Origin of the sequence: Bradyrhizobium canariense (genome assembly GCF_019402665.1) — a bacterium.
GTDB lineage: Bacteria > Pseudomonadota > Alphaproteobacteria > Rhizobiales > Xanthobacteraceae > Bradyrhizobium > Bradyrhizobium canariense.
The window spans coordinates 59,889-85,755 of record NZ_VSST01000086.1 but is presented as its reverse complement, the minus strand read 5'-3'; the positions used below and the strand labels follow the sequence as shown (position 1 = coordinate 85,755).

Genomic DNA, 25,867 nt, shown 5'->3' with positions numbered 1-25,867 from the left:
GAAGCCGCAAGTGACGAGGATCAAGACCCCTTCGGCGACCAGATCTTGATGTCGGTGGTGTCGAGCTTCACCGGGATCAGGCCTTCGCCATGGAATGCGTCGGCGATGCGCTGCTGCTCCGACAGGCCCGGCCCGGTCACCGCGCCCACCTGATAGGAGCGGTGGCTGTTGGCTTCCTCGACAGTTGCTGCGTCGATACCCCAGAGCCCGGCAAGCAACGTGGCCGCGTCCTTTGGCTGCGCCTTCACCCATTTGCCGGTCGCCGAGAGCTTGGCGAAGATCACGTTGAGCACCTCGGCATGCTTGTCCGCATAGGCCGCCGAAGCGAGGTAGTAGCGCTTGTAGCTCGCGAGGCCATTGCTGCCGTCGGACAGGATACGACCTTTCGTCTGGTGGAGGGCGCTGGTCAGGAACGGATCCCAGGCGACCCAGGCATCGACATTGTTGCTGACGAAGGCCGCACGGCCATCGGCCGGCGTCAGATAGGCAGGGGTGATATCCTTGAAGCTCAGCCCGGATTTCGCCAAGGCCGCAAGCAGAAGATAGTGGCTGCCGGCGCCCTTGCTCACCGCAATCCTCTTGCCCTTCAGTTCAGCGGTGGTCTTGATGGCCGACGCTTCCGGCACCACGATCGCCTGCGCCGCGGGCGAGGCGGCTTCCTCCGCGACGTAGGCGAGCTTAGCGCCGGCGGCCTGCGCGAAGATCGGCACGGTGTCGGCGACATCCGCGCCGAAATCGATGCTGCCGATATTGATCGCCTCCAGCAGCGGCAGGCCACTGGTGAATTCGTGCCAGGAGATGGTGACGTCGAGCGGCGCGAGCGCCTTCTCCAGCTCCCCGTTCGTCTTGAGGATCGCCGTCAGCGTCGAGGATTTTTGATAGCCGATGCGGATCTCCTCGGACATGGCGGGCTGAATGGACGCCATGGCGAAGATGCCGAGCGCGGCTGCGGCGAGGGCCCGCAGGCGGGAGGTGAGACGAGACATGAACAATGATCCTGAAGCTCAGCCGCCTTGGCGGCGCGTTGGCAAACTACAGGCCGCAATGTGCCGGCAATCACGGCCGCGTTGCAATTTCACATTACGACGCTGTTGGAGAACAAAGCGTTCCCGGCCCGTCGCAATCCGAGAACGGAATTTTCCATGCAACGCCACTTGTTGCGTGAAATCGGACGCCCGCTACTCAGCGGCATCGGATCGGAGCGTTTTGGCGGTCGTAGGCGCACGGCGAAAGCTCGCGCCGGAGTGCGTTGCGTGCAATCGCGGACCGCGTCCAGGAAACAGCTTCTGGCGCAGCGTACCCTCACGATAGGCAGTCTTGTAGACACCGCGTGATTGCAGTTCCGGCACGACCAGATCGACAAACGCGTTCAGCGATTCCGGCACGACCAGCCGGAACAGGTTGAAGCCGTCGACATCAGTCTCCTCAGCCCAGGCGATCAGTTCGTCGGCGACGTCCTGCGGCGAGCCGACCAAGAACGGCGACCGCGCACCGGCACGGCTCAATCTTGCGAGGTCGCTGATATTGACCGGCCGATCGCTCCGCACTGTAAAATTCTCCACCATGGACTGAATGGCATTGCTCTCGACATATTCGATCGGCTGGTCGGGCCGATAAGTCGAGAAATCGATGCCGGTCCAGCCCGACAGCAGAGCGAGCTGTCCGGTCTGATCGACATGCCGCGCATAGTCCTCGAGCAGATCGTTCGCCTCGGCACGGGTCGGCGCCACGATCACGGTCGCGCCGGCAAACAAGCGGATGTCATAGGGATCGCGGCCATAGTCCTTGGCCGCACTCCGGATCTCGCGCACGGCGCGCGCCAGGATCGGCTTGGTCTGGCCGTTGAGAAAGATAGCCTCCGCGTGCCTGGCTGCGAAGGTGCGGCCGCGTTTCGACGTGCCGGCCTGATACAGCAGCGGCGTTCGCTGTGGCGAGGGCTCGGCGAGATGGATGCCGTCGACCTTGAAATAGGGGCCTTCGTGCAGGACCCGATGGAGCTTGGCCGGGTCCGTGAAGATGCAGGCACCGCGGTCGCGGCGTACGGCATCGTCCTCCCAACTGCCTTCCCATAGCTTGTAGGCCGCGGTGAGAAAGTCCTCGGCCGCGTCATAACGATCGTCATGGGCCCGGCCGGCCGGAAGGCCCATGCCGCGCGCGCCGCTGTCGAGATAACCGGTGACGATGTTCCAGCCGATCCTGCCCTTGGTCAGGTGGTCGAGCGTCGAAAACGTACGGGCCAGTTGATAGGGATGCTCGAAGGTCAGGTTCGAGGTGATGCCGAAGCCGAGATGGCTGGTGACGAGCGCCATGGCGGATACGAGCAGCGTCGGGTCGGCGTTGGGAAGCTGGACCGCATGCCGTGCAGCGGCATCGGCATTGCCGCCATAGACGTCGTACACGCCGAACACATCTGCCAGGAAGATGCCGTCGAGCAGTCCGCGCTCCGCGGTCCTTGCGTAGTCGATCCAATAGTCGAGCGTGTTGTAGTCGATGGACGCATCGCGCGGATGAGACCACAGGCCCGCCCAGTTGTGGCTCGGCGCGGGCATGTTGAAAGCGTTGAAGCGCAGCTCGCGCGGTCTCGTCATGGTCAGGGCCCGGTCATGCATTGCGAAGCACATTCGCTCCGTACGACCGTTCTTAACATTTGGCGCCAGCGAGTTTGTTTCCAATTCAGCGAAAGAGCTGAAAGAAACGCGTTACGAAGCGACGGTGCCGCAGCACGCGCATCGCTATTTTTTCAACCCGCTCGACAGCCACGGAATCCGACCGCATCATTTTCGTCGACAGGCACGGCTTGCCGCGCGACGCGCGCGCTCTCGAGATCGAAAGGGAATTGCAGATGACGTTGGAGACCCGGAACTTCGAGACGCTGGCGTTGCATGGCGGATCGTACCGCACCGATCCCGCCACTGGCGCGGTGGCGGTTCCGATCTATCAAACCACCTCGTTCCAGTTCGAAAACACCGATCACGCCTCACGCCTGTTCGCACTCGAGCAGCTCGGTCCGATCTACACCCGCATCGGCAACCCGACCCAGGAAGCCTTTGAAACGCGGTTGGCTGCGCTCGAAGGCGGCGTGGCGGCGCTTGCCGTTGCGTCGGGACAGACGGCTTCCGCTTTCGCGATCTTCAACATTGCCCAGGCCGGCGACAACATCGTATCGTCGACGGACCTCTACGGCGGCACCTGGACACTGCTGTCGCAGACCCTGAAGCAGTTCGGAATCGAGGTCCGCTTCGTCGATCCCTCGGACCCGGAAAATTTTCGTCGCGCCACGGACGCAAAGACACGAGCCTATTTCGGCGAGACGCTCCCAAACCCGAAGCTGAATGTCTTTCCGATCAAGGAGGTCGCGGACATCGGCCGCTCGCTCGGGGTGCCGCTCATTCTCGACAACACGGCGTCGCCCCTGATTGCACGCCCGTTCGAGCATGGCGCTGCGGTGGTTGTCTATTCCACGACCAAATATATCGGTGGCCATGGCACCGCCATCGGTGGTGCCATCGTCGACGGCGGCAATTTCGACTGGACGGCACATGCGGACCGCTTCCCGCTGCTGAACAAGCCCGATGAGGCCTATCACGGCGCGATCTGGACGGAGGCCGCGAAGCCGCTGGGGCCGATCGCCTACATCCTGCGGGCCCGCGTCAAGCTGCTGCGGGATCTTGGCGCGTCGATCGCGCCGCATAATGCCTTCCAGTTCATCCAGGGTCTCGAAACTCTGCCGCTGCGCATCCGCCAGCACAACGAGAATGCGGTCAAGGTCGCGAACTTCCTCGCCAAGAACACCTCGGTGTCGAACGTGATCTTCCCAGGCCTGCAAAGCGGAGAGAACAAGCGCCGGGCGGATGCGTATCTGAGGGGCGGCTACGGGGGCCTCGTCGGCTTCGAGCTGAAGGGTGGCGTCGAGGCGGGACGACGGTTCATCGATGCGCTGAAGCTGTTCTATCACGTCGCCAATATCGGCGATGCGCGGTCACTGGCCATTCACCCGGCCTCGACAACGCATCAGCAGCTCACTGCGGCAGATCAACTCGCCGCGGGCGTCACGCCTGGCTATGTCCGGCTGTCCGTCGGAATCGAGCATCCGGACGACATTCTTGCAGATCTCGGTCAGGCACTGACAGTCGCCGGCGCTGACGCCGGTGCGCGCAAGGCCGCCTGAAGCACATCATCTGAACTGGAATGGACTTGAGACAATGAGAACTGTTCTTCGAGCCGCCCAGGCCGTGGGCCTTTGGCTTGCGCTCACTGCTGCCGCCGTCGCTGACGAGCCGTTGAAAATTGCAACCAGCGCTGGTCCGGTCGGACAGCTGGCGGCCTTTGCCGCCAAGCTCGCCAAGGAGAAGGGGCAAGACGTCAAGATCGTCGAGCTCTCGGACTGGGTCGTGTTGAACGAGGTCGTCAACAGCGGCGAGGTAGACGCCAATCTGTTTCAGCACGCCACCTATCTGGCGCTCCAGAACAAGCAGCGGGGTTTCAACCTCGTGCAGGTCGACAAGGTCGGCGTGATCGCCCCGGTCGGCCTGTTCTCGAAGAAGATCAAGACGCTGGACGAGATCAAGTCCGGCGACAGCGTCGCCATTCCGAACGAGCCGCTCAACGGCGCCCGCGGCCTGATCCTGCTCGAGCGGGCCGGGCTGATCAAGCTGGCGCCGGGCAAAGGCTTCTCGGTCAGCAAGTTCGACATCACGGACAATCCCAAGAATCTCAAGATCGTCGAGCTGGATCCGGCGCAGACCTATCGGTCGCTGGACGACGTGACGCTTGCGCTCGTCAACATCACTTATTTGATCCCCGCCGGGGGCGACCCAAAATCGGCACTGATCATCGATCGCACGGTCGACGAAGGCCTCGTGCTGCGGTTCACCGCGCGCCCGGACAAGAAGGACGATCCGCGTTTGAAGGCATTCATCCAGGTGTTCAATTCTCCCGAGGTGAAGCAGTTCATCGAGGAGAAGATCCCGGCCTTCATTCCCGCCGGGTTCGGCAGCTAGACGGACGCGCTACGCAAGGAGATCGCGCGATGATCTATGTCGTCGACGTCAATCAGATGAGCTTTGCCTTCGTGGCCGGAAGCGAGAGACATGCCGCGGACATAGCGGGTTCGCCCGGGTTCGTGCGGGCGCTCGACCGATTTTTCTTGAATCAGCGAGGCTCCGCGGCTTCGAACCCTCGTCCGCGTGCTGCAACGGTTCGGGAGCTCGCTCTCTTCGACGACATGTCATCCGAGTTCGCGGACGCCACGGCGGACGTCCTGGTTGCCCGCGTCGCCTAGCTTTTGCAGCACATTGCCCGTGACGGCTGAAGGGCCGCATAGAAATGACTTGGAGACGCGTGATGACGAAGCGATATGACCGCGCCGAGAAGCTGTCGAGTTCGGCAGGATCGATTGTGTTCGACGCCGACGTGCTGGTGCTGGGCGGCGGTCCCGCGGGCACCTGGGCCGCGATCAGTGCGGCCGAACACGGTGCACGCGTCGTACTGGCGGACAAGGGTTTTTGCGGCACCTCAGGCGCGACCGCGGCGGCCGGCACCGGTGTGTGGTATGTCGACCCCGTCCCTGAACACCGCGAGGCCGCGATGGCCGGTCGCGAGAAACTGGGTGGTTATCTCCAAGACCGCCGCTGGATGGCGCGCGTGCTGGACCGGACCTACGCCCAGAGCAACCAGCTTGCCGATTGGGGTTATCCTTATCCCGCAGATGAGGACGGCAAGCCGCAGCGGAATTCGCTGCAGGGCCCCGAATACATGCGCCTGATGCGCAAGCGGACCAAGCAGGCCGGCGTCACCATCCTCGATCATTCGCCGGCGCTCGAACTGCTGGTCGATGGCAATGGCGTGGTGGCCGGCGCCGCAGGCTTGCGCCGCCAGAAGGGAGATCGCTGGGCGGTCAACGCCAAGGCCGTGGTGATCGCCACCGGCGGATGCGCCTTTCTCAGCAAGACGCTCGGATCGAACGTGCTGACCGGTGACGGCTATCTCCTTGCCGCGGAAGCGGGGGCGGAATTCACCAGCATGGAGTTCTCCAACGCCTACGCGATCTCGCCGGCGTTCGGATCGGTGACCAAGACCCTGTTCTACAGCTGGGCGAGTTTTACCGACCAGCAGGGCAGCGTCATTCCGGGCGCGTCGTCGAAGGGCGGCCGCTCCGTGATTGCACGGGCGCTTCGCAAGGGCCCCGTATTTGCTCAACTCGATGAGGCTGATGCGGAGACCCAGCGGCACATGCGCGTCTCCCAACCGAACTTCTTCCTTCCGTTCGACCGCACCGGTATCGATCCCTTCACGCAACGCTTTCCGATCACGTTGCGCCTCGAAGGAACCGTTCGCGGGACAGGTGGTCTGCGTATCGTCGACGACAGCTGTGCGACGACGGTGCCGGGTCTCTACGCGGCAGGTGACGCTGCGACCCGAGAGTTGATCTGCGGCGGTTTCACCGGCGGCGGCAGCCACAACGCCGCCTGGGCGATGTCTTCAGGCTACTGGGCCGGCCAGGGCGCGGCCGAGTTCGCGCGCCAACTGGGCGCCACAGTTGGACGCCAGGCGTTCCGCCGCGGCACGATTGGTCTGCGCTCCGGCAATGGACGGACATTGCAGGGCGGCGCACTTGCGCGGAGCGTTCAGGACGAGGTGTTTCCCTACGAGTTGAACTACTTCCGCGAGGCCGGGCGACTGGGCGAGTCGCTCAATCGGCTGGACGGTTTGTGGTCGGAGGCGTCGCATGCGGCTTCGCCGGACGAACAGGAATTGCTGCGTGCGCGGGAAGCCGCTGCCATGCTTGCGACCGCGCGCTGGATGTATCGCAGCGCGCTGGCGCGTCAGGAAAGCCGGGGAATGCATCGCCGCGACGACTATCCCGAGCAGGACGACCGCTACCGCCACTACGTGACGTCCGGAGGGCTCGACGACGTCTGGACATCAGCGCGTCCGTTGGTCTGGGCGCAATATTCGGAGGCCGCGGAATGATCGAGGTCATTGATGCCGAGCGCTGTACGGCTTGCGACATCTGCGTCAACGTGTGCCCGACCAATGTCTTCGACAAGACCGACGGAATTCCAACGATCGCTCGCCAGAGCGACTGCCAGACCTGCTTCCTGTGCGAGCTCTATTGCCCGGAGGATGCGCTGTTCGTCTCGCCGTTTGCCGATGCGCCGCAAGCGATCGACGTGGCTGCGCTGAAAGAAGCCGCTGTGTTGGGAAGTTACCGGCGTGCCGTCGGGTGGGTCGATGAAAGCTGCCACTTGCGGGCGGCCGATCGGAGCTATCGGCTGTTCGGCCACTGAAGATCATGTCGAATCCGGAGAACGGTCATGAGTGGAGATCGCCTGTTCCTGCTCAAGCCAGGATTTGAAGATCCCGACCAGCCGGGGCGCTTCTTCGTCTGCCCGCACTGCAACGCAATCGAGGGATTACTGGCGTCGTTTCCCGGTCTCGCAACGCAGATCGAGGTGCATCGGCTGCCATTCCTGCGGCCTCGAACGGCGCTCGTCGAGATTCTGGGCGAGCAACATCAATCGCTTCCGGTCCTGGTCTTCGACGAGACCCAGCCGGTGCCAGAGGATGCCGGTGTCGCCAACGGCCGGCGCTTCCTCGATTCCTCGGAGCGGATACTCCGCTATCTGGCAGACCGCTACGCATTCCCATATGTTCACCACGAGGGCATCGATCGCCATGACGTCGACCCGACGCTTCCCGGGGCGGCCACGCACTAGGTTTGCACCTGGCCCCAACGCTGCACCGTGATCCGCGTCAGGGTTCGGAAGATCACGCCCTCCACAAGGAGACCAATCAGAATCACGGTGAGCAGTCCCGCAAAGACGCTCGCCGTCTCCAGCTGCGCGCGGTTGGTGTAGATGAACCAGCCGATTCCGCCGGAGCGGGCACTGACGCCGAACACCAACTCGGCAGCGATCAGCGTGCGCCAGGCGAAAGCCCAGCCCATCCGCAGGCCCGACAGGATCTGAGGGAACGCTGCTGGCACCAGAATTTCCGCGACGAACCGGCCGCCTGAAAGGCCGAGGTTGCGGCCGGCCATTCGCAGCGTCGGCGGCACCGCGAGAAAACCGCCGTAGCAGGCGAGGGCCACCGGCCACAGAACCGAGTGCACGATCACGAAGATGAGGCTCGGCGTACCCACACCAAACCACAGCAGCGCGATGGGAAGTAGTGCGATCGCGGGGAGCGGGTTGAACATCGAGGTCAACAGGCCGAGGGCTTCATTGCCCCAGCGCGACAGGGCCGCGAAGGTCGTGAGCACCGCCGCGATGACAACGCCCAGCGCGTAGCCGGTGATGAGAACCCGTAGCGAGGTCAACGCGCGGTTCGGCAGTTCGCCCGACAGGATGGCAGACCACAGCGCCGAGAGCGTCGCGCCCAGGGTCGGCAGCAGAAGCCCGTTGTCGAGCCAGCGCGCATAGAGCTCCCAGACGAGAGCAAAGCCGGCGAGGATGATGAAGCGCCGCCAGGGCGTTCCCGCGAGCGCGCGCCGCAACGCAGGCGCGCGAACGAGTTTTGGAGCCCCGATGTCAGACATGGCCGATTTCCGGAGCAGAGAACACAGTCTCCTGAATCCGCCGTTCCAGCTCGCCGAAACCTGCGGTGCCACGGGCCCGGGTTTCCGGCGGGACATCGAACGTCGCGGCCAGCCGTCCGGGATGTGGCGTCAGGGCCAGGATACGGGTCCCGACGCGGATCGCCTCGTCGATGCCGTGCGTCACGAACAAGGCGGTGTTCCCCGTCTCCTCGCATAGCCTGAGCAGTTCGTCCTGCATCTGGCGCCGCGTCAACGCGTCCAGCGCAGCAAAGGGTTCGTCCATCAGCAGCAGCGCCGGCTCCAAAGCAAAGGCCCGCGCGATTGCAACGCGCTGCTTCATTCCGCCGGATAGCGTGTGAGGAAAGGCGTCGACGAAATTCTTCAGTCCGACGCGTTCGAGCCAGCGACGGGCAATTTGCTCCGCGTCCCGGCGGGACAGCGCTCTTCCCCTCTCCAAGGCATAGCGCACATTGCCGAGGACCGTGCGCCAGGGCAGCAACTGGTCGAATTCCTGAAACACGGTCATACGGTCGGGGCCTGGGGCCCCGATGCGCCGACCGTTCATGCGGACCTCGCCGGCACTCGGTTTGAGGAAGCCGCCGACGGCGCGCAGCAGCGTGGACTTGCCGCAGCCGGATGGGCCCAGCAGCACCAGCCGTTCGCCGGCAGAAATCCTGAAGCTGACGTCCTCGACCGCCGTGAGAATCCCGTCCGAGGTCGGATAGCTTATGCTGACGCGATCGAGTTCAAGCAACGTTGGCGACGCCTTGTCGCCGGCGAGGCCCGTCAGTCGCGGAGCGACGTTCATGTCAGCTTCCAGGCTTCTCTCCGAGGCCGGACCAGAACAGGTCCCGCCATGATGCCGGCGCCTGCTTGATCAGGCCGACCTTGGCCTCGAAGTCCGCGAACTTCTGGGCGCCTTCCGGAGCCGTCGTGAAGTTGACGTCCTTGTCGCGGATGATGCCCTCGACGAAATCGGGCGCGAGCTTCGAACCCTCCGCCTTGATGTAGAGCGCGGCTGCTTCCTTCGGATTGGCCTTGATCCACTCATTGGCCCGATCGAGACCGCGGACGAACGCCTGGATCGTTTTCGGATTGTCATTGACGAACTTCGTGGTGGAGTAGACCACGTTGAAGGTATGCGGACCACCGAGCACGTCGTAGCTGTTGAGGACCTGATGTACTTTGCCGCTCGCCAATTGCTGCTGCGAGAATGGCGGCGAAGTGAAGTGCGCCGTGATCTCGGAATGGCCCGACAGGATCTGGGCCGTCGCGTCCGGATGCGGCATGCTGACGGTGAGTTCGTCAAGCTTGTCGTACTTGCCGAACGCCTTGTCCGCCGCCATCTGGAGCACGATCGGCTGAAAGCCGACCTTCACCGAGGGAAGCGCGATCCGGTCCTTTTCGGTGAAGTCCGCCAGCGTCTTGATGTTCGGATTGTTGGTGGTCAGGATGTTGGCCATCGAGCCCAGTGCGGCGACGCCGATGATCTTGGCCGTGGTCCGCGTCTTGTCCCAGGTCAGGATCATCGGCGTGATGCCCGCCGTGGCGAAATCGAGCCCGCCCGAAATCAGCGCCTCGTTCATGGCCGCCGCGCCGGACAACCGGAGCCATTCGATCTTCGGCGCGGCAATGCCGACCGCCTTGGCTTCCTGCTCGATCAGGCCCTTTTCGCTGGCGACGATGAGCGGAAGATAGGCGATGCCGAATTGCTGGGCGATGCGAAGCTGAGCTGTCTCCGCGCGGAGGCCGTTTACGCCACCTGCCGTGATCGTCAGCGCGAGCGCCACGGCCTGCAAAAGCTTCGATCCGTTCATTTGATGTCTCTTGAATTCCTGTTCGAGCGGCTCGCCATGAGCCTTTGCGGGGCACACTTCAGGAAATCAGGCAGACGGTCCAGTGAACTGATGTCGCTGTGCCAATTTCGAAACGATCGCGCTCGAGTGGCTGCGCTTCGTAGGGAATCTGTTCTCCGATCGCGTGTCAATGAGGAAGCTTCTTTCGAGTTTTGAAGAGGCTTTGATTCGCTTTTCGCCTGCCTTAGGCCGAGAAGTTTCATTTTATCCGCCGTCCCAGCTGGAGAAGCTTGTTCTACGACGAAACAGGCGTCGCCCCGACACCGGCAAGGACGGCACGACTTGCTCGCGTTGAGCCGCGAAAAGAGTTTTGCCTTTCATTGACCTGCGCGCCGCCTCGCCCAAACATGCCGCGAGAAGGTGGCACGCTTCTGCGTCCGGCGCGGAAGGGCGGCCGCACATTGTCCGGAGGACCACGGTGGTTTCGTCGTCGCTTGAAGAACTGTCGCTGATGGCTGATGTGTTGATCGTCGGTGGCGGCATGGCGGGCGCCTGGGCGGCGACCTCGGCCGCGCAGGCGGGGGCGAAGGTGGTGCTGGCTGACAAGGGCTATTGCGGCACCAGCGGCGTTACGGCGGCCGCGGGGCCGGGCCATTGGTGGGTGCCGCCGGACCCTCCGGCGGCGCGCGACACGGCCGTCGCCAGTCGGATTGCCGCCGGCCTCGGCCTTGGCGAGACAGAGTGGATGTATCGCATCCTCGATCAGACCTGGCGCACGCTGCCGACGCTTGCTCGATACTACAAATTTGGCGTGGACGACGAAGGGAGGGTGAACTACCGCGCGGTGCGCGGGCCTGAATATATGCGCGCGTTGCGGCAGCAGGTGCTGGACCACGGCGTCACCATTCTCGATCACTCGCCCGTTCTCGAGTTGTTAGCGCGGTCCGATGGGTCGATTGGCGGCGCGGGTGGTCAGCGTCGGCAGGTCGGTGGCCGGGCCTATCGGATTGCAGCCGGTGCGGTGGTGCTCGCGGCCGGCGGCACCAGCTTCCTGTCACATCTGCTGGGGTCGCAAACCAACACGGGCGACGGCTATCTCATGGCGGCCGAGGCGGGTGCGGAGATGTCCGGCATGGAGTTTACCGCGGCCTACACCATCGCGCCGGCGCATTCGACGATGACGCGAAGCATGGCCTATGCGTTCGCGACCTATTACGACGTCGACGGGTACGAGCTCGATCTTCCCTTCGGTCCCGAACAGACCGTCCGTCTCGCGCGGGCGCTGCAACGCGGACCGGTCTACTGTTCGCTCGATCGCCTCCCCGACGACATCAAGGCGAGGCTCCACACGATCTCGCCCAACGTGCCGCTGGTGTTCGACCGCTGGGGGATTGATCCCTACCGCGACCGGTTCGAAGTCACGCTGCACAATGACGGCACGATCCGCGGCATCGGCGGTGTGCGCGTCGATGATGTGAATGGCGCGACGTCGGTGCCGGGACTGTTCGTCGCCGGCGACAACGCCTCGCGCGAAAAGGTCGCGGGCGCGATTTCCGGCGGCGGCAACGTCAATTCGGCGTGGGCATTGTCGTCCGGCGTATTCGCGGGAGCCGCGGCCGCGCGCGTGGCGCGCAGCACGAAAAGTCGCTCAACGGAGCTCTCGCCGCTTGGGCAGGCCGGGCTGCGTCCGCGTGGCCGGCCAAAGGACGTTGACAAGGCCGCAGCCAGGGACGGCGTGCGCGCCGAAATGCATCCGTTTGACAAGAATCTGTTCCGCACGGGTGCAGGGCTCGCGGCCTCGTCGCAAACGCTCGAAGGTTTTTGGAATGAGGTGGCCAATCACGGACAGGCGAGTTCGATCGCCTTGCGGGAGACAGCGGCGCTGCTGGCCACTGCACGCTGGTCCGTCGCCACGGCGGCAGTGCGTAATGAGAGCAGGGGACTTCACCGTCGCGAGGATCATCCCGTGCAGGATGCGCGATTGGCCGGGCGGCTGCTCAGCGGCGGATTGGATCGGGTCTGGGTCGCGCTGGATCGTCGCTCTGCGGGCGTCCAACCCGGTCAGCTCAAGGCGGTGTCATGATCGAACTCATCGTTGCGGAGCGCTGCACCGATTGCGGGGCATGCATCGAGGTGTGCCCGGCCAACGTGCTCGATCCCGGCCGCGACGGCTTGCCGGTTCTCGCGCGCGTCGAGGATTGCCAGACTTGTTTCTTGTGCGAACTCTATTGCCGTGCAGACGCGATCTACGTCGCGCCCGATTGCGACCGCCGCGTTGCCGTGAGCACCGAGGACGTGCTGGCGTCCGGGCGCCTTGGCCAATATCGCAAGCATTCCGGCTGGGATGAGTGGGCGGAGCAGTTTCCCAACGAGCAATGGCTGATGGAGAACGTCTTCCGCCGTGCCGGCGAGGCGGCGGCTCAGGCGAAGGTGACGTCTGCTGACGTTATCCGCACGAAGTGAGTTCGGAGAGACAAACTCTTATGTCGTGCCGAGATGCGTCGTCCTGTTGTTGCAGGACCGCGGCGATCTTTGAAAAGACTATCTTGATCTGAGCGCATAGCATGTCCTCGTTAATGCCATCGTAAAGCTGCAGGACATGAATACCCCCCGAATTGAAAGCCGGCGCGTATCCACCAGCGTGCGATCACCGATCATCGTCAATCAGCTTGGTCCGGAAATTCGGACCGCGCTGGCCGATCACTGGTCGCGACCGCTGATCATCGATCATCCCGCCGATCGCGCGCCTTGGGAGATCGCCCCCGAGGCCGATGTGCTGCTGACGCGGCCGCTGGCGGGCTGGCACGGTGCGCCTACGGAGAAGCCGGTGGGCTGGCCGTTTGGCCTCCGCTGGATTCAGACCGCATCGACGGGCGTCGATTTCTTTCCGGCATGGCTGCTCGATGGCCCGGTGGTTACGGTTGGCCGCGGCATTTCGGCCGATCCGATCGCGGAATATGTCCTTGCGGCGATCCTTGGTTTCGAGAAGCGCATCCACGAGATCCGGCCGCGCAGCCGTGCAGAATGGAAGATCACCCCGCTGGGCTCGCTCAGCGGCAAGACGATCGGTATCGCGGGCTTCGGCGCGATCGGCCGCGCCGTCGTCGAGCGCGTCAAGCCGTTCGGCGTCAACATCAGGGTTCTCAGGCGCTCGGCGTGGCCATATGTCCTTCCGGGCATCCAGCCGGTCGATAGCATCGAGGAACTGGTCGAAGTTTCCGATCATCTCGTCCTTGCGCTGCCGGCGACGACGAAGACGGCGCGCCTGATCAACGCCGACGTGCTGGCACGCGCCAAGACATCGCTGCACCTGATCAATGTCGCGCGTGGACGGATCGTTGATCAGAAGGCGCTGTTGCAGGCGCTCGACGAGGGTCGGATTGCCGGCGCAACGCTCGATGTCACCGATCCCGAGCCGCCGCTGGAGGGCGATCCGATCTATGACCATCCCAAGGTCGTCCTGACCCCGCACGTGTCGTGGACGGGTGGCGAGGACGCCAGGCGGCTGGCCGACAAGACGCTGGTCAACCTCGACGCCTATGCGCATGGCGTGGCGCTGGCCGACGTCTTCGATAGGAACCTCGAGTACTAGAAAAGGAACCGGAACAATGAACAAGGTCGTCGAGAAGCCGAAGAAATACTCCCTGGTCGAGCACACGCCGGCGGCGACGTTCGAGGAGGAGCGGCTGCATCGCAAGCAGCGGCTTGCCGCGACGTTCCGGCTGTTTTCGCGCTACGGCTTCGATCAGGGGCTCGCGGGCCATGTCACCGTGCGCGATCCGGAGTTTCCCGAACGGTTCTGGATCAATCCGCTGTCGAAGCATTTCAGCCAGATCAAGGTGTCCGACCTTCAGCTGGTCGACCATGACGGCAACATTTTGATCGGCGACAAGCCGATCAACCAGGCCGGCTTTGTGATTCATTCGGCGATCCATGCCGCGCATCCGGAGGTGATCGCGGCCGCCCACACCCATTCCACCTACGGAAAAGCCTGGTCGGCGCTGGGCCGTCTGCTCGATCCGCTGACGCAGGATTCCTGCGCCTTCTACGAGGATCACGTGCTGTTCGACCCATTCTCCGGCGTCGTGCTGGAGGCGGAAGAGGGCCGCAAGATCGCGCAAGCGCTGGGATCCAAGAAGGCCGCCATCTTGCAGAACCACGGCCTGCTGACGGTCGGACCCACCATCGAGGCGGCTGCGTGGTGGTACATCGCCATGGACAACGCCGCGCGCGCCCAGTTGCTCGCCGAGGCCGCCGGTACGCCAAAGCCGATCCCCCATGAGATCGCCAGCCTGACCTCGCGGCAGGTCGGTACGCACAAGGGCGGCTATTTCAGCTTCCAGCCGCTCTGGGACTGGATCACGCAGGCCGAGCCGGATCTGTTCAACTAGGACCGTTGAACGCGCGGAGCCGGCCAGCCAACTCCGCGCATTGCTGCCTTATGTCGGGAACGGCAATGATCTCCCAGAACGCGGCCCGCGTCAGCGGGCCGACGGCGTACAGACGGCGCGAGGGGGATCCGTCACGGTTGACGATCGCGCAGTCCGGCGTGACGTCGATGCCGATCCGCAGCGGATCGATCCGGGCAAGGCCTTGGTCGAGCAGGCTGCGGACGGCCGGGTTGGTGCTGGCGCCGGGATCCCGGACGATCCCGGTGCAGTCGATGATGGCTCCGACCTGAAGCTCGGACGTCTCGCTTTGGCCCCGCCTGCGATAGCGAACGAGCGCGCCGCCGACGTTCGGCGCGATGGCGGCGAGCTTGCCGGCGATGACCGTCAGCCGCTCCGTCGCGAGAGCCTCCGCGATGCGAGTCTCGACTTCCGGCGCCGTGCGGTGGCGATGGACATCCCACCAGGCGCGGGCGTGCTCCAGGAAACGGCGCCGGGAGCTCAATGGCAGCTCCTGCCAAAGCCGCTGAGTGAAGGGTCTGATCGCATCGATGGCACCGCGCCAGTCACCGCCCTCGGTGGCGTGCAGCTCGATGCGGCGGCGAAACCAGCGCAATAATGGTCCGATCTCGGCGCCGAACGGTATTTCCCGCTCGGCGAAGCGCATCGGGTCGACGCGCCGGTGGGCCTTTGGCAGGAGGCCCCGCCGCGACATTGCGACGATCCGCCCCTGGTGTCCGCAGCGAAGCAACGACAGGACGTAGTCCACCATCGAAAGACCCGTGCCGAGGATGAGTACGGTGGCGTTCGGGTCTATGCCGGCGTCCGTGGGTGAGGTCCAGGGTTCGGCATGGCCCGCCAGTAGCGGGGCTGCGGCGTCATGCCCCGTCGCAAGAACAGCCGTGCTCCCGGTGATGTATGTTCCGTCTGCAAGTGTGACCGCGACGTCAGACGGAGTTTCCCGGATGGCCGCGCATTCGCCATGCACGATGGTGAGGCCGTGAGACCGGTCGCGCGATTTCAGCGGCGCGATCAAATCGGCGAGATAGTCCCCGTAGGTCTGCCGCGGAACGAAGCAATAGGGATCCGGACACAGCGGCCCGGCGGCCCGTGCGCACAGCCAGTTCCAGAAATGTTCGGGATCGTCGGGCAGCGCGCTCATATTCGTCACGCGCACGTTAAGGAGATGTTCGGGATTGCCTGCGTGATAGGCAAGTCCGCGTCCGATCTCCGCCCGCTTCTCGATCAGCGTGACGCGGAGATCAGGTGCGTTGGTCTTGAGGAGTTGAAAAGCCAGCAGCACGCCGCTGGCACCCCCGCCGATGACGATCGCATGCCGCCCCTCCGGACCCATCGTGCCGCCCCCCGTTTTGATTGGTGGTCAACGTCGCAAGACTGGAGTTGGTTCTATCGTTCAAATGCGTTGATAGTCAGACAAGTGCAATATTCTCTTCTTCGGTCATCAAGGGCAGCCGTTTTCTGTCGAGCTGCCATTCGTTGGAATATCGTGTCAGATTTGTCTGCAGACACGGCTAACCAATTTCGATGAACCACCGCAGCGCCGGGTCGGTCATGGCTCGGCGGGTATGGAGCAAATCGATAGCGAATGCCTCCACATCGTAGGGAGCCGGAACGACGGATACGCCGGCGGCGGCCGCGAAGCGGCGCGCGATGCGCTCGGCCATGGTGGCCACGAGATCGGTTCCGGCGACAGCAAACGGCACCGCGACGACATGGGCGAGCGTGATCGCGATCCGGCGCTTGTGCCCGTGCCGGCTCAGCATCGTATCGATGGCGCCGGGAAGCCCGTCGCCGCCGGCCGACGAGAACAGGACATGCGGAAGGCGTGCATACTCGTCCCTGGTGAGCCGAGTTTTCCGTCCGGCACGTTTGGCGTCACGAATGCAGACGAAATTCTCCTTGAACAGGGGGCATCTTGTGATGCGCGGGGAGGCGGGAAGGTGGCCGCCGATCAGCACGTCGACGTCGCCGCGTTCGAGGCTCGCGACACTCAACGCAGGCTCGATGATGGGGCGCACCACGAGATCGACCGCCGGAGCCTCCCGTCGTAGCGCCTCGACCAGGGGAGGCACAACGACGAGATCGCCATAGTCGGTCGCGCCAATCGACAGCCGACGGCGGGTTGTTGCGGGATCAAACGCCGATTTGGGCTCGAGCACGCCCCTGATCTGCCCTAGTGCGTCGCTGATCGGCCGCGCCAGCGACAGCGCCTTGGCCGTCGGTTGCATTCCGGAGGCCGAGCGCACGAACAGCTCGTCGCGAAACAGCGTGCGCAGCCGCGTCAACGCGCTGCTCATCGATGGCTGTGCCAGGCCAACGCGCTCGCCGGCGCGGGTCACATGGCGCTCCTCCATCAGCGCCTCGAAGGCGACCAAGAGGTTAAGGTCGATTGAAGCTAAATTCATTTAGCCGATGATAGCCATAGCAATAATCGATTTCAAGAATGATGCGGGGAGTGCTCTTCTGCTGAAGACGACATGATTGGACCGGGCGTATGCGACCCTCACTCCTGCGCCTCATCCCGCGTGGACCGACATTGCTGGCGCTTGGCGTGCTGCTCGGGCTTGTATGTCCGGCGTTCGCGGATCTGGCTCGCCCGTTGATGCCGGCAACGATCTTCCTGATCGTGCTGGGGACGCTGCTGCGGATCGATGGCGAGGCCGTCGTCGCCGTGCTGCGTCGGCCGTCGCTGTCCGTGCTCTTGCCGGCCGTTGTCATGGTTGCTTGCCCGTTGGCGATCGGTGTTGCCGGTCACTCTCTCGGTCTTGCTCCGGAACTCGCGCTTGCGGTCGTGCTCGCCGTGTCGGCGCCGCCATCGAGCGGAACGGCGGCGGTGGCGCGCATGCTCGGGCTCGACGGCGCGGTGCCGCTCGTCGTGACGGTGTTGTCGATGGTGCTGGCGCCGATCACCGTGCCGCTTCTCGCAGGCTGGTTCGGCGGACTCGAGATCAGCGCGTCCGAGCTTGCGATGCGGCTGGCGCTGTTGATCAGCAGCGCGGAGGGCATCGCCTTTCTGCTCCGTCGGCATGCGGCGCCAGTTCTGGCTGCCCATGGCGGCGTGGTCGACGGGATCATCGTCGCGGCACTTCTCGTCTTTGCTGTGGCGACGATGTCCGGTATCCGTGCGCAGATCGCCGGCGATCTGCAGGCCGCAACGCTCTGTCTCGTGCTTGCCTTCGCCTGCAATATCGCCCTTCAGGTTGCGGGCGCCGCTTTGCTGCCGGAGACTTTTGCCCAGCGCCTGACAGTCGGGCTCATTCTCGGCAATCGCAATGTCGGCCTGGTCTGGTCGGCGCTGGGCGCTGCCGCCTCGCCGCGCATGGCCCTATACTTCGCCGCGACGCAATTTCCGATCTACCTCCTGCCGCGTCTGATCGAGACTTTGATCAGCCGGCACACTCGAAAGGCCAAGCCGTGACCACGCCCCGTCTTTCCCTCGATCACGCCCAGCATTTCGCCCGCATCGCGCTCGGCCATGTCAGGCGCGAATATCCGAACAATGTGGACCACGCGCTCGCCGAATCTGCGGACGCCCGCACGCCCAGCGAGCTGCACCCGATCTTCTATGGCAGCTACGACTGGCACTCCTGCGTCCACAGTTACTGGATGCTGGCGCGGCTGCTGCGTCGGTTTCCTGACCTTTCCTCAGCGTCCGACATCCGCGCGCTGTTCGACACGCAGTTCGTGTCCGAGAAGGTTGCTGCCGAGTGCGCCTACTTTGCCCGGCCGACCGCCCGCGGCTTCAAGCGGCCGTATGGCTGGGCGTGGCTCCTGAAGCTCGCCACCGAGCTGAGCCTTCATCCCGATGCGCGATGGAGCAGCAATCTCGCGCCGTTGGCCGAAATCATCGGCCAGCGCTTTCGTGACTTTCTGCCGCGGGCGACTTATCCGGTGCGCGTCGGCACGCATTTCAACACGGCATTCGGTTTGCGGATGGCGGCCGACTATGCCGATATCAGGAAGGATGACGAACTGGCGAAGCTGCTGCGCGAGACCGGCCTGCGCTGGTATGGTGATGACAGCGACTGCCCGGCCTGGGGTGAGCCGAGTGGTGACGATTTCCAGTCCTCGGCTCTCGTCCAGGCCGAGTGCATGCGGCGCCTGTTGCCGCCAGACACGTTCCTGCCCTGGTTTGACCGGTTTCTGCCGCGATTGGCCGAGAGGCAGCCGGCGACGCTGTTCCGGCCTGCCACGGTCGCGGATCGCACCGACGGCAAGATCGCGCACCTCGACGGCCTTAATCTCAGCAGAGCCTGGTGCTGGCGCTCTCTCGGCGACGCCTTGCCGGCAGACGACGAGCGGCGCGCCATTGCTCACAAGGCGGCACAAGAACATCTCGCCGCAGCCCTTCCGCATATCGCCGAGCATTACATGGGCGAACACTGGCTCGCGAGCTTCGCCGTTCTCGCGCTGGATGATGGGATGTAAGCCAGCAGAAGCTTGCTGCGGTCACTCAATCCGCAGTCGCCATCAGCCGAGGGCGCGCGTGCGGTAGTTGCGTGGGATCGGCGACACCTGACGGGATCGACGCCAGCAGCGACCTCGTATAGGGCTGCTGCGGATTATCGAAGATAGCGGCGACGGTCCCATGTTCGACGATCCGTCCGCGGTGCATCACCGAAACGGTGTGAGCGAGCTGGCGCACCAGCGCCAGGTCGTGAGAGACGAACACATAGGTCAGGCCCAAATTGGCCTGCAGCGAGAGCAGGACTTCAACGATGTCGGCCTGGACGCTGACATCGAGGGCGGAGGTGGGCTCGTCGAGAACGATCACATCAGGCTTGAGGACCAGCGCTCGGGCGATGGCCACGCGCTGTCGCTGGCCGCCTGACAGGGCTCCAGGCTTGCGCGAAAGCAGGTGCTCACCGAGCCCGACATCGGCCAGCGCCTCGCGAACGCGCGCGACCCGCTCCTTGCTAGTTCCGATATTGAAACGGTCGAGCGGCTCGCGCACGAGCCGCTCGATGGTCCAGGTCGGATCGAGCGAGGTGAACGGATTCTGATAGACGAGCTGAAGGTGGCGCCACGCCGCTCGCAGCGCCTCCGGCGAGCGACCGGTGATCTGTTCGCCGGCCACCGCGATGGTCCCGGTGTCGGGTTGCTCGAGGCCCAGCAACAGCCGTACCGCCGTCGTCTTGCCCGAGCCGGACTCGCCGACCAGCGCGTGCGTGGTGCCGGCCGGGACCGTGAATGAGATGTCGTCGACCGCCGTCAGCGTCTTGCCGTCGACGGTGAAAGTCTTGGTGACGGCGCTGACGCCAATCTTCGGCGTGTCGCCGCCGCCGGTCTTGAGGGCACGAAAACCCGTGTCGCGCAGCGCTGCATAACGATCAGGGTTGAGCGCCGGAACATCCGCGCGCAGCTTCCTGGCATAGGCCGAGGCAGGCGAGGAGAAGACGGAAGCAGGCCGGCCGGCTTCCTGAATGACGCCGTCCTTGAGCACCACGAGCGAGTTCGCGCGCTCGGCCGCGATCGCCAGATCGTGGGTGATGAGGAGCAAGCTGATCTTGAGGTCGTGCTGCAGCCGCGTGAGCAGGTCGAGAATCCGCTTCTGGATCGTGACGTCGAGCGCGGAGGTCGGCTCGTCCGCGACCAGTAATGCCGGCCGTGGCAGGATCGCAAGGCCGATCAGCACGCGCTGGAGCATGCCGCCGGAGAGCTGGTGCGGGTAGGAATCGTAGACCCGCCGGGGATTGTCGAGACCGACCTCGGCGAACGTCTCCAGGATGAGCTGCTTACGGATCGCCTTGTCGGGCTCGTCGAGCAGCGCGGCCGCCTCCTGCGCCTGGGCGCCGATCGTACGCACCGGGTTGAGTGCGTTGCCGGGATCCTGCGGCACGAAACCGATGGCTCGTCCCCGCAGCGGCCGGAAGCCGCGCTCGGACATCCCCAGCACCTCCTGGCCATCGAAGGCGACGCGGCCGGTGGCACGCCCGCCGCTGGGAAGCAGCCGCAGCACCGCGCGGGCGATCGTCGACTTGCCCGAGCCCGACTCTCCGATGAGGGCAAGGCTCTCGCCGCGGCCGAGCTCGAACCCCACATTGGTCACGACTTCGTGCGGCCCGTAGGAAACCGACAGGCCGTCGACCCGGAGTAGCGGAATCGGACGCAGCGGCACCGGCGCGGCGAGCTCGGCGCGTGTGAATGTGCTGGTGGTCAGTCTGTCTTGCGCAGCCATCGGCTGATCCTGTTCACGGAGAGGACGGTCGCGATCGTGACGAAGGCGGGCGCGTACACCAGCCACGGCCATTTGAGGTAGTCCTTGCCGATCGAGATCAGCAGGCCCCAGTCGGATGCGGGCGGCGGATCGCCATAACCGAGGAAGGCGAGGCTCGCGATCACCAGAATCGACAGGCCGAACTGCAGCACGGCGAGCGGGAGCACCGAGCGCGACGCATTCGGCAACACATGTCGCAACAGGATGTGCCAGCGCGAGCCGCCCATCAGGAACGCCGCTTCTACGAAAACCGCCTGCCGGGTCTTGATGACTTCCGAACGCATCACCCGGGCGAACACCGCGACCGCCGAGACGCCGGTCGCGATCGCGGCGTTCGTTGTGTCGAAACCGATCGCGGTGACGACGATGACTGCCAGCAGGAAGTTCGGGATCGCCAGCAGCACGTCGACCAGGCGGGCAAGCACGACGTCCACCCAGCCACCGAGGAAGCCGGCCAGGAGCCCTATGAAGCCGCCGGTAAAGGTGGCGATGACGACGGCAACGAGCGCGCTCGTCACCGAGGACGCCGTGCCATAGACGACGCGGGTATAGAGATCTCGGCCGAGGTGATCGGTGCCGAACCAGTGCGCCGTGCTGGGGGCGAGCAGCTTGTCAGCGGGGACGCCGACGATCGGGCTCTGGCCCGTGAACAAGCTTGGTGCCACAGACCAGGCGATCACAATCGCGATGACCGCAAAGGAAAGCGCTACGGTCGGTGGTACCCGCAGAGCTGTCGGCGGGCCGATCGACGCGACGCGCGAAGCGGAGGAGAAGGAGGCGAGCGTCATGATGTCACCGTTGCGGATGAGGCAATCGCGCTGTCGTCAGCGGTGGTCCGGCGCACCCTGGAATCGCCGACCAGCTTCACGCGCGGGTCAAGCAGCGGATAGACGAGATCGGCGATCAAATTGACGAGCACGAACACGACCGCCGCGAGTGAGACGACCGCCTGCAGGACGGGCAGGTCCTGCGTGCTCACCGCGCGTTGCACCAGGCTGCCGATGCCGGTGCGACCGAACACCGTCTCGGTGATCAGCGATCCGCCGAGAAGTTCGCCGATGGCGAGCGCGATGACGGTGACGACCGGGAGCGAAGACGGCTTGAGCAGATGTTTGGCAAAGAGGCGCATCTGCGTCAGACCGCGGCCGCGCGCGACGGCGGCGTATTCCTGCTCGGACTCCTTGTCGAGATTTGCAATCAGCACCTCGGCGATCCGCGCGGAGACGGGGATGCCGAGCGCGACCGCGGCGAAGCAGGTCGCCCAGAAGCTGTTGGGTGCGATCACGCGGAACAGGCCGAGCTGGAAGCCGAACAGGTGGATCAGCACCAGGCCGATAACGAAATTGGGCACCGACAGGAAAAACGACGGGAAGCCGCGCAGCAGACCCTGGCCCAATCGTTTCGGAACAAATTGCGTACCGTAGCCGATCGTCACCGCCAGCAGCAGCGCGATTGCGAAGGCGGCGGATGAGAGGATCAGCGTTGAAGGAAGAACCTCGGCGATCAGGGTCGCGACGGGGCGGCTGGACCGCATCGACAGACCAAGGTCGCCGACGACGAAATGGGACAGCGATGTCCAGAGCTGAACCGGAATCGGCTGATCGAGGCCTTGGGCAGCGATGATCGCTTTGATTTCGTCCTCGCCGAACCCGTTTTGGGGATCACGCAGAACGTTCGTGATGGGGTCGCCCGGCAAAATGCTGACGACGACGAACGTAAGGACGTAAGCGAGCAGGATCACGACGTTGGCCTGCGCGATGCGTTTTGCGGCACCGGCAAGGTAAGCATGGCTCATGCCGGCACCCTCGTCACGTTATTCGCTCGCATGGCGCGCCTCACTCGCCCTTCGTGGCCGTGTAATAGCTGGCGTAGGCGATGCCGTTGTAGACCTCGCCCTTGAGCCTCGGGGACTGTACGTAGATCCGCTGGACGATCTGCGTGCGCGGGATGAAGTAGCCCTGCTCCAGGACGTAGGTCTGCAACTCATCGAGCAGCGGATTGCGAACCTCGAGCGAGGAGGCGCCGGCAATCTTGTCGCGGAGCTCGTTGAGCTTCTTGTCGCCCTCGCCGAGATTGAACCAGTTCTCGCCGTTGTTGGAATCGGTGAGGATGCTGGCGACCGTGCCGGCATCGATGAAACTGCGGGTCACCTCATAGGCCGGCACCGCCGGCCCGCCGAACCGCACCTTCTCGCCGAACGTCACGACGTCATAGGCGCGGATGGTGACTTTCCAGCCGATCCTGCCGAGCTGCTGGGCGATGAGCTCGTCGATCGACTTCGCCGTCGCGAGGTAGGGGTTGGAGTGAAGCGTGAGCGACAGCTGCTTGCCGTCCTTGGTGCGGATGCCATTGGCCCCCTTCACCCAGCCAGCTTCGTCGAGCAGCTTCTCGGCTTTGCCTGGGTTGTAGGCCAGGAGGTCGCTGTGGTCGGTCGCGCCGGGCACGTTGCTTTGGATGAAGGACGTCGCCAGCTTCCAGTCGGGCGTATAGATGGTGTCGATGATCTCCTTCCGGTCGATCCCGGCCTGGAGCGCTTGTCGCACCTTCACGTCATTGTACGGCTCCAGCCTGGTGTTGACCGCAAGGCCGTTGACGAAGCCGAGATAGCGTGGCGTTGCGGTGGTGAAGCCGGCATCCTTGAGCGATTTGAGTTGCTGCGGTGAGGGGCTGTAGGCGATGTCGGCCTGGCCGGACTGGACGGCGGCGACCCGCAACGATGGTTCGGACACGATCTTGTAGGTGATCGAGTCAAGATAGGCCGGGCCGGTGTGGCCGACAGCCGCGGGGCCCCAATTGTAGTCCTTGCGCTTCACCAGCTTGACGAAGTCGCCCTCCTTCCAGGAGGCGACCACATAGGGCCCGCTGCCGGATGTCTTGCTGAGGTCAGCTTGCTGGGCTGCGGGCTGCGCGAGCGTCTTCGGGGAGATGAGAATTGAGCCGTGATAGCCCAGGGTCGGAATGAAGCCGAGCGTCGGCGCCCTGAAGAAGACCTTCACAGTGGTGGGGTCGACGGCCTCGGCGCGGTCGTAGGTCTTCGGGAAGAGGCCAACCGGGTTGATGGCCTCGCTCTTCCGCCCAGCGTACCAGATGTCGAGATTGGCGACGACGGCCGATGCGTCGAGTGCGGTGCCATCGGAGAACGTCACACCTTTCTTGAGGTGCAGGGTGAACTGGGTGGCGTCGCTGCTCTGCTCCCACCTCTCGGCGATCCAGGGACTGACTTTACCGTCGGCATCGACATAGACGAGCTTGTCGGTTACGTGGCCCCAGATGTGGCCCTGGAAGCTGGAAATCGAGCTGTTGTTCGGAATCCAGGTGCCGCCCAGGGAATCGATCAGGAAGGTGATATCACCGCCGTCGCGCGGACCGCCGGCACTCTTAACCGGAGACAGGCCCGCCATTGCCGTCAAGGCAACGGCCGCCACCATCGAGGTCGCGGCCAACAGGCGACGCCGGGAGAGAGGGCGAGAAGAAAAGCGTGCGGTCATGGATAGCCCCTGATGATTGCTGGCGCCGATCGGGTCACGGTTCCCGGAGATGCTTTGGCACGATCGGAGTTTCCGCTCAGGAGAAGCGAAACGAAGAGACCTGGCCATTCCAAATTTGGCGTGAGACGGACAACAAATGCCTCGGCAGTGGGCCACGTGCGCGACAGCCGTTTTGTTTTTCGTGCGAACGTGCACGATTGCGGTCCGCTGACGACCGAAAACGCATCAATCGCGATTTTCGATCGCACGCCAACTCGAGTTCAGCTTCGAGATTCTCCTCTTCTAGCGCATCAACTCGCGCAGGGTAGCGCCGGATTGAAAGGACATTCTGCAAAATCCCGCGCGCGGTAGAACCGCACTAATGCCCGCGACCGAAGAACGGATTTTCCTACCATCGAATTGCGCGCCGGAGTTTGCGAAGGTGGCGCCGTCTCGTGAGACGGAGCAAGTTCGATTTCATGACGGATGCGTCGTTACTTTCCGGGCCTGCCGATAAAAAAACGGCGCCTGCAGCTGGTCGCACGGAACCATTTTTGCGCGCCGGTGAGTCTGTGGTGACGGTGGTTGCCGACGTTTCGCGCCTGTCCAAGGCCGCGGGATTGCATCAGCGCGGGCTCGCATGGCGTTCGGTCGTGCTGCCCTGGTTTCTACCGTTGGGCCTGCTTCTGGTCTGGCAATTCCTGTCGGCGACAGGAATTGTGTCTACAGCCATCGTGCCCGCTCCTTCCGACATCTGGGACGCTGCGCGGCAGCTTGCCAAGCGCGGCGAGCTGCAGCACGACATTCTTGTCAGCCTTCGCCGGGTCGCCATCGGCTTCAGCATCGGTGCCCTTAGTGGGCTGCTGTTCGGCCTGGCCGTCGGGTTGTTCGAGCTGTTGCACGATCTGTTCGATCGGTCGCTGCAGATGATCCGGACCATACCGCACCTGGCATTGGTCCCGCTGATGATCCTCTGGTTCGGCATCGGGGAGGAGCCGCGGCTCATTCTCGTGGCGATGGGTTCGCTCTTCCCGGTCTACATCAACACGGTAGGGGGCATCCGCAACGTCGATCCCAAACTGATCGAACTCGGAAGATCCTACGGGCTTGGCCGCGCCGAACTGGTCTGGTCGATCATTCTGCCGGCGGCGTTGCAGCCGATCCTGGTCGGCATGCGTTATGCGCTCGGCGTTGCCTGGCTCACCCTGGTCGTGGGGGAAACGATCGCGTCGCGGGACGGCGTTGGTTATCTCGTACAGAACGCCCGTGAGCTGCTGCGCATCGACATCATCGTGCTCGCCATCATCCTTTACGCCATCGCAGGCTGGCTGTCGGACCTCGTCACGCGCTTGATCGAACGGCGGTTGCTCCGCTGGCATCCGAGCTATGCGGATCGGGTGAAGGCATGAGCGGAGCCAGCGTCAGCCTGCGCTCGGTCG

The 25,867-nt window shown here is 64.1% G+C and carries 25 protein-coding genes; 14 read left to right on the top strand and 11 right to left on the bottom strand.

All coding sequences use genetic code 11. The annotated features are described in order from the left end of the window. Positions 1 to 20: 20 nt before the first annotated feature. On the bottom strand, positions 21 to 986 hold the full coding sequence (locus FXB41_RS36250; RefSeq protein WP_219685173.1) for an aliphatic sulfonate ABC transporter substrate-binding protein: 966 nt from the start codon (positions 984 to 986) through the stop codon (positions 21 to 23). Positions 987 to 991: 5 nt separating this feature from the next. Between FXB41_RS36250 and FXB41_RS36245 the strand changes: the two genes are divergently transcribed. After that, positions 992 to 1,165: a hypothetical protein gene (locus FXB41_RS36245; protein ID WP_219685172.1), complete on the top strand. Its 174-nt coding sequence runs from the start codon at positions 992 to 994 to the stop codon at positions 1,163 to 1,165. A 13-nt stretch (positions 1,166 to 1,178) separates the two neighbouring features. Here FXB41_RS36245 and FXB41_RS36240 read toward each other — a convergent pair whose 3' ends face one another. Then, positions 1,179 to 2,588, bottom strand: a complete 1,410-nt coding sequence (locus FXB41_RS36240; RefSeq protein WP_219685171.1) for an LLM class flavin-dependent oxidoreductase — start codon at positions 2,586 to 2,588, stop codon at positions 1,179 to 1,181. A 254-nt stretch (positions 2,589 to 2,842) separates the two neighbouring features. Between FXB41_RS36240 and FXB41_RS36235 the strand changes: the two genes are divergently transcribed. From FXB41_RS36235 to FXB41_RS36210, 6 genes are all read left to right on the top strand, one after another. Next, positions 2,843 to 4,168 carry an O-acetylhomoserine aminocarboxypropyltransferase/cysteine synthase family protein gene (locus FXB41_RS36235; protein WP_219685170.1) on the top strand — a complete coding sequence of 442 codons (1,326 nt, stop codon included), beginning with the start codon at positions 2,843 to 2,845 and terminating at the stop codon, positions 4,166 to 4,168. Between the two features lie 34 nt (positions 4,169 to 4,202). Then, entirely contained in the window at positions 4,203 to 5,000 is a 798-nt protein-coding gene (locus FXB41_RS36230; RefSeq protein ID WP_219685169.1) for a MetQ/NlpA family ABC transporter substrate-binding protein, read from the top strand. Between the two features lie 29 nt (positions 5,001 to 5,029). Next, on the top strand, positions 5,030 to 5,281 hold the full coding sequence (locus FXB41_RS36225; protein WP_219685168.1) for a hypothetical protein: 252 nt from the start codon (positions 5,030 to 5,032) through the stop codon (positions 5,279 to 5,281). Between the two features lie 62 nt (positions 5,282 to 5,343). Continuing rightward, on the top strand, positions 5,344 to 6,972 hold the full coding sequence (locus FXB41_RS36220) for an FAD-dependent oxidoreductase (RefSeq protein WP_219685167.1): 1,629 nt from the start codon (positions 5,344 to 5,346) through the stop codon (positions 6,970 to 6,972). Further along, positions 6,969 to 7,289: a 4Fe-4S dicluster domain-containing protein gene (locus FXB41_RS36215; RefSeq protein WP_219685166.1), complete on the top strand. Its 321-nt coding sequence runs from the start codon at positions 6,969 to 6,971 to the stop codon at positions 7,287 to 7,289. The genes FXB41_RS36220 and FXB41_RS36215 overlap by 4 nt, the downstream gene beginning before the upstream one ends. A 27-nt stretch (positions 7,290 to 7,316) precedes the next feature. Beyond that, complete coding sequence (locus FXB41_RS36210; RefSeq protein WP_219685165.1) at positions 7,317 to 7,718, top strand: DUF3088 domain-containing protein; 402 nt, start codon at positions 7,317 to 7,319, stop codon at positions 7,716 to 7,718. On the opposite strand, the gene FXB41_RS36205 is transcribed toward FXB41_RS36210, so the two are convergent. Genes FXB41_RS36205 through FXB41_RS36195 form a run of 3 tightly spaced genes read right to left on the bottom strand, consistent with a single transcriptional unit; the run spans position 7,715 to position 10,356 of the window. Further along, positions 7,715 to 8,539: an ABC transporter permease gene (locus FXB41_RS36205; protein WP_219685164.1), complete on the bottom strand. Its 825-nt coding sequence runs from the start codon at positions 8,537 to 8,539 to the stop codon at positions 7,715 to 7,717. The genes FXB41_RS36210 and FXB41_RS36205 overlap by 4 nt on opposite strands. Then, a complete protein-coding gene (locus FXB41_RS36200; RefSeq protein WP_219685163.1) occupies positions 8,532 to 9,347 on the bottom strand; it encodes an ABC transporter ATP-binding protein in 816 nt (271 codons plus the stop codon). Before FXB41_RS36200 ends, FXB41_RS36205 begins: the two co-directional genes overlap by 8 nt. Before the next feature lies 1 nt (position 9,348). After that, positions 9,349 to 10,356: an ABC transporter substrate-binding protein gene (locus tag FXB41_RS36195; protein ID WP_246649463.1), complete on the bottom strand. Its 1,008-nt coding sequence runs from the start codon at positions 10,354 to 10,356 to the stop codon at positions 9,349 to 9,351. A gap of 490 nt (positions 10,357 to 10,846) precedes the next feature. Between FXB41_RS36195 and FXB41_RS36190 the strand changes: the two genes are divergently transcribed. The 4 genes from FXB41_RS36190 to FXB41_RS36175 all read left to right on the top strand — a co-directional run bounded on the left by FXB41_RS36190 (position 10,847) and on the right by FXB41_RS36175 (position 14,726). Beyond that, positions 10,847 to 12,418 (top strand): FAD-dependent oxidoreductase, encoded by a 1,572-nt coding sequence (locus FXB41_RS36190; protein ID WP_246649462.1) that lies wholly within the window; start codon positions 10,847 to 10,849, stop codon positions 12,416 to 12,418. After that, positions 12,415 to 12,798 carry a 4Fe-4S dicluster domain-containing protein gene (locus FXB41_RS36185; RefSeq protein WP_219685161.1) on the top strand — a complete coding sequence of 128 codons (384 nt, stop codon included), beginning with the start codon at positions 12,415 to 12,417 and terminating at the stop codon, positions 12,796 to 12,798. Before FXB41_RS36190 ends, FXB41_RS36185 begins: the two co-directional genes overlap by 4 nt. A 136-nt stretch (positions 12,799 to 12,934) precedes the next feature. After that, a complete protein-coding gene (locus FXB41_RS36180; protein WP_219685160.1) occupies positions 12,935 to 13,927 on the top strand; it encodes an NAD(P)-dependent oxidoreductase in 993 nt (330 codons plus the stop codon). Positions 13,928 to 13,943: 16 nt separating this feature from the next. Further along, positions 13,944 to 14,726 (top strand): class II aldolase/adducin family protein, encoded by a 783-nt coding sequence (locus tag FXB41_RS36175; protein ID WP_219685159.1) that lies wholly within the window; start codon positions 13,944 to 13,946, stop codon positions 14,724 to 14,726. On the opposite strand, the gene FXB41_RS36170 is transcribed toward FXB41_RS36175, so the two are convergent. Both FXB41_RS36170 and FXB41_RS36165 read right to left on the bottom strand, forming a co-directional pair. Continuing rightward, complete coding sequence (locus FXB41_RS36170) at positions 14,719 to 16,077, bottom strand: FAD/NAD(P)-binding protein (RefSeq protein ID WP_219685158.1); 1,359 nt, start codon at positions 16,075 to 16,077, stop codon at positions 14,719 to 14,721. The genes FXB41_RS36175 and FXB41_RS36170 overlap by 8 nt on opposite strands. Positions 16,078 to 16,255: 178 nt before the next feature. Then, positions 16,256 to 17,149, bottom strand: a complete 894-nt coding sequence (locus FXB41_RS36165; RefSeq protein ID WP_219685157.1) for a LysR family transcriptional regulator — start codon at positions 17,147 to 17,149, stop codon at positions 16,256 to 16,258. Positions 17,150 to 17,238: 89 nt separating this feature from the next. On the opposite strand from FXB41_RS36165, the gene FXB41_RS41260 reads away from it, so the two are divergent. Together FXB41_RS41260 and FXB41_RS41255 are read left to right on the top strand one after the other, a co-directional pair. Next, positions 17,239 to 18,162: a bile acid:sodium symporter family protein gene (locus tag FXB41_RS41260; protein ID WP_246649461.1), complete on the top strand. Its 924-nt coding sequence runs from the start codon at positions 17,239 to 17,241 to the stop codon at positions 18,160 to 18,162. Next, positions 18,159 to 19,172, top strand: a complete 1,014-nt coding sequence (locus FXB41_RS41255; RefSeq protein ID WP_311985941.1) for a DUF2891 domain-containing protein — start codon at positions 18,159 to 18,161, stop codon at positions 19,170 to 19,172. Before FXB41_RS41260 ends, FXB41_RS41255 begins: the two co-directional genes overlap by 4 nt. Positions 19,173 to 19,197: 25 nt before the next feature. Here the strand turns inward: FXB41_RS41255 and FXB41_RS36155 are convergent, their stop codons facing one another. The 4 genes from FXB41_RS36155 to FXB41_RS36140 are packed head-to-tail and all read right to left on the bottom strand — an operon-like array spanning position 19,198 to position 24,449. Next, positions 19,198 to 20,922, bottom strand: coding sequence for an ABC transporter ATP-binding protein (locus FXB41_RS36155; protein ID WP_219685155.1), 1,725 nt, complete (start codon positions 20,920 to 20,922; stop codon positions 19,198 to 19,200). Further along, the gene (locus FXB41_RS36150; protein WP_219685154.1) at positions 20,901 to 21,749 is read right to left on the bottom strand and encodes an ABC transporter permease; all 849 of its coding nucleotides are present in this window, start codon (positions 21,747 to 21,749) and stop codon (positions 20,901 to 20,903) included. The genes FXB41_RS36155 and FXB41_RS36150 overlap by 22 nt, the downstream gene beginning before the upstream one ends. Next, complete coding sequence (locus tag FXB41_RS36145; RefSeq protein ID WP_219685153.1) at positions 21,746 to 22,756, bottom strand: ABC transporter permease; 1,011 nt, start codon at positions 22,754 to 22,756, stop codon at positions 21,746 to 21,748. Before FXB41_RS36145 ends, FXB41_RS36150 begins: the two co-directional genes overlap by 4 nt. A gap of 40 nt (positions 22,757 to 22,796) precedes the next feature. Beyond that, complete coding sequence (locus tag FXB41_RS36140; RefSeq protein ID WP_219685152.1) at positions 22,797 to 24,449, bottom strand: ABC transporter substrate-binding protein; 1,653 nt, start codon at positions 24,447 to 24,449, stop codon at positions 22,797 to 22,799. A gap of 458 nt (positions 24,450 to 24,907) precedes the next feature. On the opposite strand from FXB41_RS36140, the gene FXB41_RS36135 reads away from it, so the two are divergent. Next, the gene (locus FXB41_RS36135) at positions 24,908 to 25,837 is read left to right on the top strand and encodes an ABC transporter permease subunit (RefSeq protein WP_219685151.1); all 930 of its coding nucleotides are present in this window, start codon (positions 24,908 to 24,910) and stop codon (positions 25,835 to 25,837) included. Positions 25,838 to 25,867 lie beyond the last annotated feature (30 nt).

Excerpts from the sequence above, each read along its gene's own strand:
- FXB41_RS36250 (WP_219685173.1), bottom strand. The coding sequence starts at position 986 with ATGTCTCGTCTCACCTCCCGCCTGCGGGCCCTCGCCGCAGCCGCGCTC.
- FXB41_RS36245 (WP_219685172.1), top strand. The coding sequence starts at position 992 with ATGATCCTGAAGCTCAGCCGCCTTGGCGGCGCGTTGGCAAACTACAGG.
- FXB41_RS36240 (WP_219685171.1), bottom strand. The coding sequence starts at position 2,588 with ATGACGAGACCGCGCGAGCTGCGCTTCAACGCTTTCAACATGCCCGCG.
- FXB41_RS36235 (WP_219685170.1), top strand. The coding sequence starts at position 2,843 with ATGACGTTGGAGACCCGGAACTTCGAGACGCTGGCGTTGCATGGCGGA.
- FXB41_RS36230 (WP_219685169.1), top strand. The coding sequence starts at position 4,203 with ATGAGAACTGTTCTTCGAGCCGCCCAGGCCGTGGGCCTTTGGCTTGCG.
- FXB41_RS36225 (WP_219685168.1), top strand. The coding sequence starts at position 5,030 with ATGATCTATGTCGTCGACGTCAATCAGATGAGCTTTGCCTTCGTGGCC.
- FXB41_RS36220 (WP_219685167.1), top strand. The coding sequence starts at position 5,344 with ATGACGAAGCGATATGACCGCGCCGAGAAGCTGTCGAGTTCGGCAGGA.
- FXB41_RS36215 (WP_219685166.1), top strand. The coding sequence starts at position 6,969 with ATGATCGAGGTCATTGATGCCGAGCGCTGTACGGCTTGCGACATCTGC.
- FXB41_RS36210 (WP_219685165.1), top strand. The coding sequence starts at position 7,317 with ATGAGTGGAGATCGCCTGTTCCTGCTCAAGCCAGGATTTGAAGATCCC.
- FXB41_RS36205 (WP_219685164.1), bottom strand. The coding sequence starts at position 8,539 with ATGTCTGACATCGGGGCTCCAAAACTCGTTCGCGCGCCTGCGTTGCGG.
- FXB41_RS36200 (WP_219685163.1), bottom strand. The coding sequence starts at position 9,347 with ATGAACGTCGCTCCGCGACTGACGGGCCTCGCCGGCGACAAGGCGTCG.
- FXB41_RS36195 (WP_246649463.1), bottom strand. The coding sequence starts at position 10,356 with ATGAACGGATCGAAGCTTTTGCAGGCCGTGGCGCTCGCGCTGACGATC.
- FXB41_RS36190 (WP_246649462.1), top strand. The coding sequence starts at position 10,847 with ATGGCTGATGTGTTGATCGTCGGTGGCGGCATGGCGGGCGCCTGGGCG.
- FXB41_RS36185 (WP_219685161.1), top strand. The coding sequence starts at position 12,415 with ATGATCGAACTCATCGTTGCGGAGCGCTGCACCGATTGCGGGGCATGC.
- FXB41_RS36180 (WP_219685160.1), top strand. The coding sequence starts at position 12,935 with ATGAATACCCCCCGAATTGAAAGCCGGCGCGTATCCACCAGCGTGCGA.
- FXB41_RS36175 (WP_219685159.1), top strand. The coding sequence starts at position 13,944 with ATGAACAAGGTCGTCGAGAAGCCGAAGAAATACTCCCTGGTCGAGCAC.
- FXB41_RS36170 (WP_219685158.1), bottom strand. The coding sequence starts at position 16,077 with ATGGGTCCGGAGGGGCGGCATGCGATCGTCATCGGCGGGGGTGCCAGC.
- FXB41_RS36165 (WP_219685157.1), bottom strand. The coding sequence starts at position 17,149 with ATGAATTTAGCTTCAATCGACCTTAACCTCTTGGTCGCCTTCGAGGCG.
- FXB41_RS41260 (WP_246649461.1), top strand. The coding sequence starts at position 17,239 with ATGCGACCCTCACTCCTGCGCCTCATCCCGCGTGGACCGACATTGCTG.
- FXB41_RS36155 (WP_219685155.1), bottom strand. The coding sequence starts at position 20,922 with ATGGCTGCGCAAGACAGACTGACCACCAGCACATTCACACGCGCCGAG.
- FXB41_RS36150 (WP_219685154.1), bottom strand. The coding sequence starts at position 21,749 with ATGACGCTCGCCTCCTTCTCCTCCGCTTCGCGCGTCGCGTCGATCGGC.
- FXB41_RS36145 (WP_219685153.1), bottom strand. The coding sequence starts at position 22,756 with ATGAGCCATGCTTACCTTGCCGGTGCCGCAAAACGCATCGCGCAGGCC.
- FXB41_RS36140 (WP_219685152.1), bottom strand. The coding sequence starts at position 24,449 with ATGACCGCACGCTTTTCTTCTCGCCCTCTCTCCCGGCGTCGCCTGTTG.
- FXB41_RS36135 (WP_219685151.1), top strand. The coding sequence starts at position 24,908 with ATGACGGATGCGTCGTTACTTTCCGGGCCTGCCGATAAAAAAACGGCG.